We start from the raw sequence: 13,077 nt of genomic DNA, 5'->3' as shown, positions 1-13,077 counted from the left end.
GCAGTCATCACGAATATTCACAATTGAGCACTTGAAGATTGGCAACAGGAACACCATCGCGTGGGTTGCAGGTGCTGCCAGAACCTGTGCCGCTTACCTTTGTGTCGGGCCAAACGTCATCAATACTGCAGTTTTGCTGCGCAATCGCTAGAATGGCCGCCTTTGCGAAGTTCTGGAGTTTGACCCTCATGCGCACTTTTCGGCTGGTGATTGCTTGCCCGGACCGCGTCGGCATCGTTGCTAAAGTCAGTAACTTTCTGGCGTCACATAACGGCTGGATCACTGAAGCGAGCCATCACTCGGACAATCTCAGTGGCTGGTTCTTCATGCGTCACGAAATTCGTGCCGATTCGCTGCCCTTTGGTATCGATGCCTTTCGCGAAGCGTTTGCACCGATTGCCGAAGAGTTCTCGATGGACTGGCGCATCACCGATACCGAGCAGAAAAAACGCGTGGTGCTGATGGCCAGTCGCGAGTCTCACTGCCTCGCCGACTTGTTGCACCGCTGGCACAGTGATGAGCTGGATTGCGAAATTTCCTGCGTGATTTCCAACCATGATGACTTGCGCAGCATGGTCGAGTGGCACGGGATTCCGTATTACCACGTACCGGTCAATCCGCAGGATAAAGAGCCGGCATTCGCCGAAGTCTCGCGCCTGGTCAAACAGCACGATGCCGAAGTGGTCGTACTTGCCCGCTACATGCAAATCCTGCCGCCCGCGTTGTGTCGCGAATATGCTCACAAGGTCATCAACATTCACCACAGCTTCCTGCCGTCGTTCGTCGGTGCCAAGCCGTATCACCAGGCATCGATGCGTGGCGTGAAGTTGATCGGCGCTACTTGCCACTACGTGACCGAAGAGCTGGATGCCGGTCCGATCATCGAGCAGGACGTCGTTCGCGTCAGCCACAGTGACAGCATCGACGACATGGTGCGTTTCGGTCGGGACGTCGAGAAGATGGTGCTGGCCCGTGGTCTGCGTTATCACCTGGAAGACCGGGTGCTGGTGCACGGCAACAAAACCGTGGTGTTCTGATAGCCATTCAACGCGGTTGAAATTCGAAGGGCCTGGGCGTTCAATCGCTTCAGGCCCTTCGTCGTTTCTGCACTGAGGACATGACCATGGCCGATCCACTCGACAAAGCGACCTCCAAGGCTCCCGCCATGTTGGGCGAGGGGTGTTTGAGTCGTTACGACCCGGATGACATGAACCTCGAGGACGGCACGGAGTTTCCCGGTGCCGCCGAGTTGTGGGAACAGTTGCAGCAAGAACCCGACGACAAACCTACGCCTGCTTGAACTTCATCAACTTCTTCAGCAGCGGCCGCCCGAGCATCAGCAAAAACACCGGGCCACCCACCAGCAAATAGAAGTAATAGGTTACCGCCCGCCAGATCAGAATCGCCGCCGCCGCGGTGGATTTTCCCACCATCGGCGCCAGCAGCGCCGCCGACGTCAACTCCGCCGCCCCGGCACCGCCCGGCAACAGGCTGAATTGCCCCGCGCTTAGTGAGAGCATCTGGATCAGAAAGCTCCAGGCCCACTGCAAATCCGCCCCGAGCCCACGCAACGCCAGATACAGCACGCTATAGCGCAAGATCCAATGCAGGCACGTCAGGGCAAACACCGTGATGAGTGTCTGAAAGGGCAGCTTCAATGTGTCCGTGAACGCTGCCAGAAAGTGCAGGAGTTTTCGCGCCCAGCGCAGGCGCGTGGTGGTTTTGACATTCAGGCGAGCGAGCAACCGACCGCTCAGGCGAATCAGTATTCGATGGTAGCGGGCGACCACCACGCAACTGACTAACCCGCCGAACATCGAAATGGCGCTCACGGTCAGCAGCCATTCCATGCGTTGGCTGAGGTGCTGGAACAATGCATAAATCAGGATCCCGCTCAGCGCACACAGAAAAAACAGCAAATCGCTCAGCTGATCCATGGCGAACACGGCGCTGCCCCTGGCCGGACGCACGCCATTGCGCGCCAACAACGCCATGATCGTCAGTGGGCCGCCACTGCCGCCCGGTGTTGCGCAATAAGCGAACTCGGCGGCCATCACCACTCCGAGACTTTTCAGCGGGCCCACCTTGTCACGCTGATCCCCGAGCAACAGGCGCAAGCGCATCGTGTTCAGCACCCAGCACAGCAGGATCATGCCGAACATGATCAGCAACCATGTCAGCGGAAAGCTTCGCAGTCGATACCAGGTTTCGTTACCGCCCAGCAGCGACGGAATCAGCACCGCAGCGAGCAGAGCGACGAACAGCAGAATCCCGCGACTCATGCGGCGCGGCCGATACGGTCGCTTTGCAGCGCCAGCCAGCGTGCCTTGGTCATCGGTACACGTCCCTCATCGAGCAAGCGCTTGAGGGTTTGCAGCCAGTAAGTGCGCGAGAACTCATGGCGCATATCGACCGGGTGCAAGCCAAGACGAATCACCGGTGCTTGCTGCCAGCGTTGTTCGCGTTGATCACTGACAAGCTTCGACAACCCCCGGCGCCAGGCACTGCGCGCACTCCAGACCAACCCTGGCGCATCAACCGCGCTGAAGTCCGGCAGACGATACAGATGCTGCGAATCGCTGGTGTAACTCAGGGGTAACTGGCGCAAGGCCTGGCGCGTCCCTTCGCTCATCAACCAGGCCGGGGCGACGAAGCCCTCCAGCGGCCAGTGATAACGGTGGAATATTTCGATGCCGGCGCGCAGGCGGGCGAGGGCGGCGTCTTGAGACAGGCTGTAAAACTCGCCTTCATGGGTGTAGATCCGGCGCATGAACCAGTCTCGTGGCGTAGTGGGAGTGGGCGCTTCATCGCAATGAAAGTAACCGTGCAATGCCAGTTCGTCACCTCGGACGATTCGACTGTCGAGCAAGCGTCGAAATCCCGGATGCTCCTCCAGATCGTTGTGCTTGTGGAAATTGGGCACCACCAGCCAGGTCATCGGCACCTCGCCCAAGGCGTCGACGGCTTCGACAAAGGGTTGATAATCGGCCCAGGTTTGCGGTGCGACGTCGTGCAGCACGAGTAACAGGCTGGGCGGGCTCATGGGCTCAACCATTGGCCGTCAGCGGCCAGTGGCTGTCGAGCACGGCGTGATAGTGCCCCAGCAGGCTGTTGACCACCGTGTCCCAGGAGTAATGCCGCTCGACATGGCTGCGGGCCTGTTTGCCTAAAACCACGCTGCCCGAACTGAACAGCTCGCGGACCGTGTTGGCCATCGCCAATGGATTGTTCGGCGGGCAGAGCCGGCCGCATTGATCGGTGATGATTTCCTGAAAGGCCCCGGCCGCCACGGCCACCACCGGAATGCCACTGGCCATGGCCTCAAGAACCACCAGGCCGAATGTTTCCTGATCGCCGGCGTGCAGCAGCGCATCGGCGCTGGCCATCAATCGCGCCACGTGTGCCGCCGTACAGAATTCACCGATCACGGTAACGTTGTCGGGCACTGCGGCCGGCATCGACGAGCCTACCAACAGCAGGTGATAGCGTCGGCCCAGGCGTTTCATGCAGTCGAGCAGCACCGGCAGGTTTTTTTCCTTGGAGCCGCGTCCGGCGAAGATCAGCAAATGAGTGTCTTCATCAATGCCCAATTCGGCCCGCAGGCCTGTGTCTCGTGCGGTGGGATTGAAGGTTTGCAAATCGACACCCAGCGGTTGCACGAAAACGTTCTTCACCCCCAGCCCGATCAGTTTGTCGGCCATGACCTGGCTGGGCGCCAGAACCCGATCGAAGTTGCCATAGAGCTTGCTGACATAGGCTTCGACGTTGGTGGTGACCCAGTTGCCCATGCGATTGCTGACCAGCAGCGGCAGGTCCGAATGATAAAAGCCGATCACCGGGACATCGAGTTGCCGCCGGGCGTCGAGGGCCGCCCATGCGGTGAGGTAGGGGTCGCCGACCTCGATCAGGTCGGGCTGTAAATCCTGCAGAACATTGCGCCATGGCGCGAGACGGAGGGGGAAGCGATAACCCTTGCCGAAGGGCAGGGCGGGGGCCGGAACCGTGTAAACGCCATCCTGTTCACTCAAGTAAGCCCCAGGGATCAACAGACTGTGGCGAATGCCCGGCTTGATGCTCAGGCGACGGTGCTTTGCATCCAGATAAGTGCGCACGCCACCGCTGGCAGGGGCGTAGAACATGCTTATGTCAGCGATATGCACGATGAACATCCCTCCGGTCCGTTGTTCTCCCTAGGTTGACCTTTATGAAGGATAGATGTTCGGTTGGGGTTTTGTGGCGGGGCGTCGATCGCGCGCCCTCACCCTAACCCTCTCCCAGAGGTAGAGGGGACTGACCGAGGTGTTCTTGGAGCTACATCGACCTGAAAGTCCGAGTCGAACTCAGGTTTTGAAAAGCTTGCGATCGGCTCCCTTTCCCCCTCTCCCCCGTGGGGAGAGGGATGGGCGGGCGGCGTTCCGATGAGGGGTGGATTTTGACGTTTAGATCCTGAAACTGCCTACCAACTGTTTAAGCCGCGCCGCCTGCTGCTCAAGATCCGAGCACGCCCGCAACGTCGACTGCAGGTTTTCCACCCCTTCCTGATTCAGTGTGTTGATCTCGGTAATGTCGACGTTGATCGACTCCACCACCGCCGTCTGTTCCTCGGTTGCCGTCGCCACTGACTGGTTCATCCCGTCAATCTCGCCAATACGCAACGTCACGCTGTTCAAACGCTCGCCGGCCAGGTTGGCGATTTCGACGCTGTCCTGGCTGTGGCGCTGGCTGTCGCTCATGGTGCTGACGGATTCACGAGCGCCGATTTGCAGCTCCTCGATCATGGTCTGCACCTGTTGCGCCGATTCCTGAGTGCGGTGCGCCAGGTTGCGCACTTCGTCGGCCACCACGGCAAAGCCACGTCCGGCTTCACCGGCTCGCGCCGCTTCGATGGCCGCGTTGAGCGCCAGCAAGTTGGTCTGCTGGGAGATGCTGGTGATCACTTCGAGAATCTGCCCGATGTTCACGGTTTTGCTGTTCAGCGATTCGATGTTGGTGCTCGAGGCGCTGAGCATGCTCGACAGTTGATTCATCGCGACAATGCTGCGGTCCACCACTTGCTGACCATCTTCGGCCAGGCTGCGGGCATCGCTGGCCTGACTCGATGCTTGCGCTGCGTTACGGGCGATTTCCTGAGCGGCGGCGCCGAGCTGGTTGATCGCCGCGGCCACGCTGCTGGTGCGCGAAGCCTGTTGGTCGGAGTTGAACATCGACGAGTTCGAGGCGGCCACGACACGCAGGGCCACTTCGTTGACTTGCCCGGTGGCCGACGACACTTCGCGGATCGAACCGTGAATACGTTCCACGAAGCGGTTGAACGCGGTACCGAGGACACCGAATTCATCGTTGTTCACGATGGTCAGGCGTTTGGTCAGGTCGCCTTCGCCGTCGGCGATGTCTGCCATGGCGCGGGTCATGACGTGCAGCGGCTGGATCAGGATGCGGATCAGCATGCCCAGCAGGGCGATGATGATGGCCACGGCAATGACCGTCGCAACGAGCGCCGACGCGCGGAATTCGCTGAGCTTGGAGAAGGCTTTGTCCTTATCCACCGACAGACCGATGTACCAATTGACTGAGGACAGCCCTTTGATCGGTGTAAAGGTCACGATGCGAGTCTTGCCGTCGACGTCTACTTCACTGAAGTCGCTGCTGATGCGCGGGGTGTTTTTCGGGTACGCCTCGCTCAGGGACTTCATCACCAGCGCTTTGTCCGGGTGGACCAGGATTTTGCCATCGGCACCGACCAGGAACGCATAGCCCATGCCGTCGAAGTCCAGTGCGTTGAGGCTGTCGGTGATCACCTGCAAGCTCAAGTCACCACCCACCACGCCGATGTTTTGACCGTCCTTGAGTACGCTATTAACGATGGAAATCACCAACTGGCCAGAAGCCAGGTCGATGTAGGGTTCGGTCAGGGCAGAGCCGCTGGTGCTTTGCGCGCTCTTGTACCAAGGGCGGGCACGAGGGTCATAGCCGTCGGGCATCTTGCTGTCCGGGCGGATGATGAAGGTGCCATCTTTGTTGCCCAGGTAGGCGCCCATAAAGGTCGACGACACAGCCTTCTGTTCCAGCAGGTTGGAGACATTGGCTGTATCTGCGTTCAAGGCAACGGTTTGCGACAGGTTTTCGATCAGCAGGCTGCGGCCGGCCAGCCAGGTTTGAATGTTTTTCGCGGTGACGCTGCCCATTTCCTGCAAGTAGTTGTCCAGATCGCGGCGTATCGCATTGCGCTGCAAATAGTCGTTGTACAGCGTGAACGAGGCGAAGGCGGCAATGACGACGAGGGCGGCGGCAAGCAGGATTTTATGGCTGAAGCGCAGATTTTTGTTCATGGCTCGGGGGGTCCGCTAAGGTCTTATTGTTCGGGGCGTGTTGCTGCTAATGCGCGCAAAATGAGTGCGCAATGGAGCGAGTCGGTAATTCCTGCTCTCCATAGGGGAATGTCGGACCTTGCTTTCAATTGGGTCTCTCGCTTATTTCTATCGGCCGTGAAGGATCAAAGATTAACCATGGGTGACAAAATGCCTGACTCATTACAACTCGTTATCGGTGCCGACCTCGCCGGGCAGCCCATTGCCCAGGCCATGCGTCTGGCGAACCGTCATGGTTTGGTCGCGGGCGCTACCGGGACGGGCAAAACCGTCACCTTGCAACGGATGGCCGAAGCATTCAGCGATGCCGGCGTGGCGGTGTTCGCCGCCGATATCAAGGGCGACCTGTGTGGTCTGGGCGCCGCCGGCAACCCTCAAGGCAAAATCGCCGAGCGGATCGCCGGGATGCCCTGGCTGAATCACACGCCTCAAGCGTATCCGGTGACCCTGTGGGACATTCACGGTCAGTCCGGTCATCCGTTGCGCACAACCTTGAGCGAAATGGGGCCGTTATTGATTGGCAGCCTGCTGGAGCTGACCGACAGTCAGCAGTCGGCGCTGTACGCCGCGTTCAAGGTGGCGGACCGAGAAGGGCTGTTGCTGCTGGACCTCAAGGACTTGAAGGCACTGCTCAATCACCTGCGTGACAACCCCGAATTGCTCGGCGACGACGCCGCGCTGCTGACCACCGGTTCCAGTCAGGCGCTGTTGCGACGTCTGGCGACCCTGGAACAGCAGGGCGCCGAAGCGCTGTTCGGTGAGCCGGCGCTGCAACTCGAAGACATTCTGCAGCCGACCGCCGAGGGCCGCGGGCGCATTCACCTGCTCGATGCCAGCCGTCTGGTGCACGAAGCGCCGAAGGTCTACGCGACGTTCCTGTTGTGGCTGCTGGCCGAACTGTTCGAGCAATTGCCAGAGCGCGGCGATTCGGACAAACCGCTGCTGGCGCTGTTTTTCGATGAAGCGCATTTATTGTTCGCCGGTACGCCAAAGGCTTTGCAGGATCGTCTTGAGCAAGTGGTGCGGTTGATTCGCTCGAAAGGCGTTGGCGTATATTTCGTCACCCAATCGCCGGGCGACCTGCCGGATGACGTGCTGGCTCAGCTCGGTCTGCGCATTCAGCATGGCTTGCGCGCGTTCACCGCCAAGGAGCAGAAATCCCTGCGCGCGGTGGCCGAAGGCTTCCGGCCGAACCCGGCGTTCGATGCCTTGTCGGTGCTGACCGAGCTTGGTATTGGCGAGGCGCTGGTCGGCACGTTGCAGGACAAGGGCACACCGGAGATCGTCCAGCGCGTATTAGTCGCACCACCGCAGTCGCGGATCGGGCCGTTGAGCGAGACTGAACGCACAGTGCTGATCGCGGGGTCTCCATTCAAGGGGCGGTATGACAAACCCGTTGATCGCGAATCGGCTTATGAAGTGTTGATGGGGCGCAAAGGGTTGGCGCCAGAGCCTGACGCTGCTGCGGGCAAACCGGCAGCCGAAGAGCCAAGCTTCACCGACAAGGCCGGGGAGTTCCTCGGCACCGCGGCGGGGCAGGCACTGAAATCAGCGATGCGCCAGGCGGCCAATCAATTGGGCCGACAGTTGGTACGCGGCTTGATGGGCTCGCTGCTCGGCGGCAGCAAGCGCCGCTAAAAGCAAAAGATCGCAGCCTGCGGCAGCTCCTACGTAGGAGCTGCCGAAGGCTGCGATCTTTTGATCTTGCCGTTAAACCTTCGGTTTAGCGTGAGCCGCCAGCCGTTCCAGCGCCGCCCGCAGATTCGGATCGCTGATCCCGTCGGCTGTGGCCTGAATGGTTGCGCCTGCATCGGTCGACAAGCTGATGGTATGGCCAGCCGCCCCTTGCTGAACCGTGGGCGGCTGAACCTTGAACAGAATCCGCGTCAGACTGGCGAACTCGTCGAACATCTGTAATTGCCGTTGCAGACGCTTTTGCTGATAACGCAGGCGGGTTGCCCAATGACCGTCGGTCACTATCAGCAACAAACTGCCTTCGCGCCACGACGCCACATGGCAATGCTCGCGGGCGGCGGGCTGCAATTGGCTTTCCAGCAGACGTTGTAAATGACCCAGGCGTTGAGCGTGGCCGAAGATGGCTTTCAGCGGTTTGGCTTCGCGAAGCAGGACGGCGGGTGCTCTGGCCGTAAGAGGGCGAAATGCCATGATCAGACACCTGAAGTAACAGAGCCGCCATGGTAGCAGAAAGCACCGGATGCACCCGAGCCATTGCTTTGCGAGCGCTTTACCCATTAAATCAACAAGTAACTTCTGCCGTGAATGGCTTGAAGTTCAGCCAAAAGCCCTTATTTTAAGTGAGCCCCGTCACAACGCTGTGCCAGCATCGTGGAACAACGCCACTTTCCTCACCATCGTTTCCGGGTAGAATGCTCGTTCGCATGCGGCCATGAGGGCTGCTCGGGCGACTCACGGGGCCGCCCTCCATCCCTTTAGTGTGGAAGATCCTGCCGATATGTTTGCGCCTTTGTTAAAGAAACTTTTTGGAAGCAAGAACGAGCGTGAAGTCAAACGCATGCTCAAGACGGTGCAACTCGTCAATGCCTTCGAAGAGCAAATGGTGGCCCTTTCGGACGATCAATTGCGTGCCAAGACAGACGAGTTCAAGGCCCGCATCGCCAAAGGGGAAACCCTAGACAAGCTGCTGCCAGAAGCCTTTGCGGTCGCCCGCGAAGCCGGCAAGCGCGTCATGGGTATGCGCCACTTCGACGTCCAGCTGATCGGCGGCATGACCTTGCATGAAGGCCAGATCGCGGAAATGCGTACCGGTGAAGGCAAGACCCTGGTGGCAACACTGGGCGTTTACCTCAACGCACTGTCCGGCAAGGGCGTGCACGTTGTGACGGTGAACGACTACCTGGCCCGTCGTGACGCCAACTGGATGCGTCCGCTCTACGAATTCCTCGGAATGTCGGTCGGTGTTGTCACGCCGTTCCAGCCGCCGGAAGAGAAACGTCTGGCTTACGCTGCCGACATTACCTACGGCACCAACAACGAATTCGGTTTCGACTACCTGCGCGACAACATGGCGTTCAGCATGGAAGAAAAATTCCAGCGCGAACTCAATTTTGCCGTGATCGACGAAGTCGACTCCATCCTCATCGACGAAGCCCGTACCCCGCTGATCATTTCCGGTCAGGCCGAGGACAGCTCCAAGCTGTACATCGAGATCAACAAACTGATCCCGCAGCTTGAGTTGCACATCGAAGAAGTGGAAGGCGAAGTCACCAAGGCCGGCCACTACACCGTCGACGAGAAGACCCGTCAGGTCGAGCTCAACGAAGCCGGTCACCAGTTCATCGAAGACATGCTGACCCGCATTGGCCTGCTGGCTGAAGGCGAGAGCCTGTACTCGGCGCACAACCTCGGTCTGCTGACCCACGTTTATGCCGGTCTGCGCGCTCATAAACTGTTCAATCGCAACATCGAATACATCGTGCAGGATGGCCAGGTCGTTCTGGTCGACGAACACACCGGTCGTACCATGCCGGGTCGCCGTCTGTCCGAAGGCCTGCACCAGGCTATCGAAGCCAAGGAAAACCTGAACATTCAGGCCGAAAGCCAGACCCTGGCCTCGACCACGTTCCAGAACTACTTCCGTCTGTACAACAAGCTGTCCGGGATGACCGGTACCGCCGACACCGAAGCGTTCGAATTCCACCAGATCTACGGTCTGTCGGTGATGGTTATCCCGCCGAACAAACCGCTGGCGCGTAAAGACTACAACGACCTGGTGTTCCTGACCGCCGAAGAGAAATACGCGGCGATCATCAATGACATCAAGGAATGCATGACCCAGGGCCGTCCGGTGCTGGTGGGTACTGCAACCATCGAAACTTCCGAGCACATGTCTGCGCTGCTGCAGAAGGAAGGCATCGAACACAAGGTTCTGAACGCCAAGTTTCACGAAAAAGAAGCCGAGATCATTGCCCAGGCCGGTCGCCCAGGCGCACTGACCATCGCCACCAACATGGCCGGTCGTGGTACCGACATCCTGTTGGGCGGTAACTGGGAAGTGGAAGTGGCAACCCTGGAAGACCCGACTCCTGAGCAGATTGCCCAGATCAAGGCCGACTGGCAGAAACGTCACCAGCAAGTGCTCGAGTCGGGCGGTTTGCAGGTGATAGCTTCCGAGCGTCACGAATCGCGCCGTATCGACAACCAGCTGCGTGGTCGTGCCGGTCGTCAGGGTGACGCTGGTTCCAGCCGTTTCTACCTGTCGCTGGAAGACAGCCTGATGCGCATCTTCGCCTCTGATCGGGTGAAGAACTTCATGAAGGCCCTGGGCATGCAGCCTGGCGAGGCGATCGAGCACCGCATGGTGACCAACGCCATCGAGAAGGCTCAGCGCAAGGTTGAAGGCCGCAACTTCGACATTCGTAAGCAACTGCTCGAGTTCGACGACGTCAACAACGAACAACGTAAAGTGATCTATCACATGCGTAACAGTTTGTTGGCCGCCGACAACATCGGTGAAACCATCGCCGACTTCCGTCAGGACGTGCTCAACGCAACCGTCAGCGCCCACATTCCACCGCAATCGCTGCCTGAGCAGTGGGACGTGGCCGGTCTGGAAGCGGCGTTGCAGAGCGACTTCGGCGTGGCGCTGCCGATCCAGAAATGGCTCGACGAAGACGATCACCTGTACGAAGAAACCCTGCGCGAGAAGCTCATGGCCGAGCTGCTGGCTGCGTACAACGAGAAAGAAGAGCAGGCGAGCGCCGAAGCGCTGCGCACCTTCGAGAAGCAAATCGTTCTGCGTGTACTCGACGACCTGTGGAAAGACCACTTGTCGACCATGGATCACCTGCGTCATGGCATCCACTTGCGTGGTTATGCGCAGAAGAACCCGAAGCAAGAGTACAAGCGCGAGTCCTTCACGCTGTTCTCCGAGCTGCTGGATTCGATCAAGCGCGACTCGATCCGTGTGCTGTCCCACGTTCAGGTTCGCCGCGAAGATCCGATCGAAGAAGAACAACGCCTGCGTCAGGAAGCCGAAGCACTGGCTGCACGCATGCAGTTCCAGCACGACGAAGCACCGGGGCTTGAGCAACCGGAACTGCTGGGTGAAGAGGTCGATGTCGCCCTTGCCATCGCGCCGGTACGCAACGAACAGAAGCTGGGCCGCAACGAACTTTGCTACTGCGGCTCGGGCAAGAAGTTCAAGCATTGCCACGGGCAGATCCAGTAAACCCGTTTCATACGCTGAAATACCCGCGCCGCGACCGGCTTATGCCGTCGCGGCGTTTTGCCATTTAAACCACCGTTCTTCCTGAAAACGGTGCTGACATCATCTATTAAGGAGCGCATTCATGGCTGTTGGTCTTGGTCCTTTGCCAACGTTGCACCCGGTTGCCGGTTTTGAACTCGGTATCGCCTCGGCTGGCATCAAGCGCCCGGGGCGCAAGGATGTTGTGGTCATGCGCTGTGCCGAAGGCTCCACGGTCGCTGGCGTGTTCACCCTGAACGCTTTTTGCGCGGCTCCCGTGATCCTGGCCAAGCAGCGTGTGCAAGGTCCGGTGCGTTACCTGTTGACCAATACCGGCAATGCCAACGCCGGCACTGGCGAACCAGGCCTTGCCGCCGCCGAGCGCACCTGCGCCAAACTGGCTGAGCTGACCGGCGTCGACGCCAGCCTGGTGCTGCCGTACTCCACCGGTGTGATCGGCGAGCCGCTGCCGGTCGAGAAAATCGAAGGGGCTCTGCAAGCCGCCCTCGACGACCTGTCGGTCAACAACTGGGAAGCTGCCGCCACCGGCATCATGACCACCGACACCCTGCCCAAAGGTGCCAGCCGCCAGTTCCAGCATGACGGCGTGACCATCACCGTCACCGGTATCAGCAAAGGCGCGGGCATGATCCGCCCGAACATGGCGACCATGCTCGGCTACATCGCCACCGACGCCAAAGTCTCCCGCGACGTGCTGCAAAACCTGCTGCTGGACGGTGCCAACAAGTCGTTCAACCGCATCACCATCGACGGCGACACCTCGACTAACGACTGCTGCATGCTGATCGCCACAGGTCAGGCAGCACTGCCGGAAATCACCCGCGCCGAAGGCGAGTTGTTCGCCAAGTTGAAGCAAGCGGTGTTTGAAGTGTGCATGGACGTGGCCCAGGCCATCGTTCGTGACGGCGAAGGCGCGACCAAGTTCGTGACCGTTGAAGTCAACGGCGGCGGCAATCACCAGGAGTGCCTGGACGTCGGTTACACCGTGGCTCACTCGCCGCTGATCAAGACCGCACTGTTCGCCTCCGACCCGAACTGGGGCCGCATTCTGGCCGCCGTCGGCCGTGCCGGCGTACCGAATCTGGACGTGAGCAAGATCGACGTGTTCCTCGGTGAAGTGTGCATCGCCAGCCGTGGCGCTCGCGCATCGACCTACACCGAAGCTCAGGGCGCGGCCGTGATGCAGCAGGAAGAAATTACGATCCGTATCGAGCTGGGTCGCGGTGATTGCAGCGAAACCATCTGGACCACCGACCTGTCCCACGAATACGTGAAAATCAACGCCGAATACCGCACGTAACCACCTGCTAGACCGAGTCGCTCCATTCGCGAGCAAGTCGAATCGTCGCACCGCCGCTCCCACATTTGATCGCATTTCTACTGGAAGGACTCGGTCAAATGTGGGAGCGGGCTTGCTCGCGAAAGCGGACTTCCAGACACTAAAGATTCTGGCCTGTATCC

At 59.5% G+C, this 13,077-nt stretch carries 10 protein-coding genes; 5 read left to right on the top strand and 5 right to left on the bottom strand.

Annotation, left to right across the window (positions count from 1 at the left end):
- Window positions 1-188: 188 nt before the first annotated feature.
- Window positions 189-1,037 carry a formyltetrahydrofolate deformylase gene (gene purU / locus ACSQ87_RS25500; RefSeq protein ID WP_436274632.1) on the top strand — a complete coding sequence of 283 codons (849 nt, stop codon included), beginning with the start codon at window positions 189-191 and terminating at the stop codon, window positions 1,035-1,037.
- A gap of 86 nt (window positions 1,038-1,123) precedes the next feature.
- Window positions 1,124-1,300: a hypothetical protein gene (locus tag ACSQ87_RS25495; RefSeq protein WP_436274631.1), complete on the top strand. Its 177-nt coding sequence runs from the start codon at window positions 1,124-1,126 to the stop codon at window positions 1,298-1,300.
- On the opposite strand, the gene ACSQ87_RS25490 is transcribed toward ACSQ87_RS25495, so the two are convergent.
- The 4 genes from ACSQ87_RS25490 to ACSQ87_RS25475 all read right to left on the bottom strand — a co-directional run bounded on the left by ACSQ87_RS25490 (window position 1,287) and on the right by ACSQ87_RS25475 (window position 6,329).
- On the bottom strand, window positions 1,287-2,282 hold the full coding sequence (locus tag ACSQ87_RS25490) for a lysylphosphatidylglycerol synthase transmembrane domain-containing protein (protein WP_436274630.1): 996 nt from the start codon (window positions 2,280-2,282) through the stop codon (window positions 1,287-1,289). The two genes, ACSQ87_RS25495 and ACSQ87_RS25490, sit on opposite strands and share 14 nt — an antisense overlap.
- A complete protein-coding gene (locus tag ACSQ87_RS25485) occupies window positions 2,279-3,055 on the bottom strand; it encodes a DUF2334 domain-containing protein (protein WP_436274629.1) in 777 nt (258 codons plus the stop codon). Before ACSQ87_RS25485 ends, ACSQ87_RS25490 begins: the two co-directional genes overlap by 4 nt.
- Window positions 3,048-4,169 carry a glycosyltransferase family 4 protein gene (locus ACSQ87_RS25480; protein WP_436274628.1) on the bottom strand — a complete coding sequence of 374 codons (1,122 nt, stop codon included), beginning with the start codon at window positions 4,167-4,169 and terminating at the stop codon, window positions 3,048-3,050. Before ACSQ87_RS25480 ends, ACSQ87_RS25485 begins: the two co-directional genes overlap by 8 nt.
- Window positions 4,170-4,439: 270 nt before the next feature.
- Window positions 4,440-6,329: a methyl-accepting chemotaxis protein gene (locus ACSQ87_RS25475; protein WP_223430305.1), complete on the bottom strand. Its 1,890-nt coding sequence runs from the start codon at window positions 6,327-6,329 to the stop codon at window positions 4,440-4,442.
- 189 nt (window positions 6,330-6,518) lie between these two features.
- Between ACSQ87_RS25475 and ACSQ87_RS25470 the strand changes: the two genes are divergently transcribed.
- A complete protein-coding gene (locus ACSQ87_RS25470) occupies window positions 6,519-8,006 on the top strand; it encodes a helicase HerA-like domain-containing protein (protein ID WP_436274627.1) in 1,488 nt (495 codons plus the stop codon).
- A gap of 72 nt (window positions 8,007-8,078) precedes the next feature.
- Here the strand turns inward: ACSQ87_RS25470 and ACSQ87_RS25465 are convergent, their stop codons facing one another.
- Window positions 8,079-8,534: a DUF721 domain-containing protein gene (locus tag ACSQ87_RS25465; RefSeq protein ID WP_007945864.1), complete on the bottom strand. Its 456-nt coding sequence runs from the start codon at window positions 8,532-8,534 to the stop codon at window positions 8,079-8,081.
- A 307-nt stretch (window positions 8,535-8,841) separates the two neighbouring features.
- Here ACSQ87_RS25465 and secA point away from each other — a divergent pair, with 307 nt between their 5' ends.
- Window positions 8,842-11,577 (top strand): preprotein translocase subunit SecA, encoded by a 2,736-nt coding sequence (gene secA, locus ACSQ87_RS25460; RefSeq protein ID WP_223430307.1) that lies wholly within the window; start codon window positions 8,842-8,844, stop codon window positions 11,575-11,577.
- Between the two features lie 121 nt (window positions 11,578-11,698).
- On the top strand, window positions 11,699-12,916 hold the full coding sequence (gene argJ, locus ACSQ87_RS25455) for a bifunctional glutamate N-acetyltransferase/amino-acid acetyltransferase ArgJ (RefSeq protein WP_095132706.1): 1,218 nt from the start codon (window positions 11,699-11,701) through the stop codon (window positions 12,914-12,916).
- Window positions 12,917-13,077: the final 161 nt, after the last annotated feature.

The organism is Pseudomonas sp. LjRoot277 (assembly GCF_964253845.1).
Taxonomy (GTDB): Bacteria; Pseudomonadota; Gammaproteobacteria; order Pseudomonadales; family Pseudomonadaceae; genus Aquipseudomonas.
This window is presented reverse-complemented; position numbering and strand designations above follow the sequence as displayed.

Bases quoted from the DNA above. Each gene is read 5' to 3' on its own strand.
- ACSQ87_RS25485 (WP_436274629.1), bottom strand. From the start codon at position 3,055: ATGGTTGAGCCCATGAGCCCGCCCAGCCTGTTACTCGTGCTGCACGAC.
- secA (WP_223430307.1), top strand. From the start codon at position 8,842: ATGTTTGCGCCTTTGTTAAAGAAACTTTTTGGAAGCAAGAACGAGCGT.
- ACSQ87_RS25470 (WP_436274627.1), top strand. From the start codon at position 6,519: ATGCCTGACTCATTACAACTCGTTATCGGTGCCGACCTCGCCGGGCAG.
- argJ (WP_095132706.1), top strand. From the start codon at position 11,699: ATGGCTGTTGGTCTTGGTCCTTTGCCAACGTTGCACCCGGTTGCCGGT.
- ACSQ87_RS25465 (WP_007945864.1), bottom strand. From the start codon at position 8,534: ATGGCATTTCGCCCTCTTACGGCCAGAGCACCCGCCGTCCTGCTTCGC.
- ACSQ87_RS25490 (WP_436274630.1), bottom strand. From the start codon at position 2,282: ATGAGTCGCGGGATTCTGCTGTTCGTCGCTCTGCTCGCTGCGGTGCTG.
- ACSQ87_RS25495 (WP_436274631.1), top strand. From the start codon at position 1,124: ATGGCCGATCCACTCGACAAAGCGACCTCCAAGGCTCCCGCCATGTTG.
- ACSQ87_RS25480 (WP_436274628.1), bottom strand. From the start codon at position 4,169: ATGTTCATCGTGCATATCGCTGACATAAGCATGTTCTACGCCCCTGCC.
- purU (WP_436274632.1), top strand. From the start codon at position 189: ATGCGCACTTTTCGGCTGGTGATTGCTTGCCCGGACCGCGTCGGCATC.
- ACSQ87_RS25475 (WP_223430305.1), bottom strand. From the start codon at position 6,329: ATGAACAAAAATCTGCGCTTCAGCCATAAAATCCTGCTTGCCGCCGCC.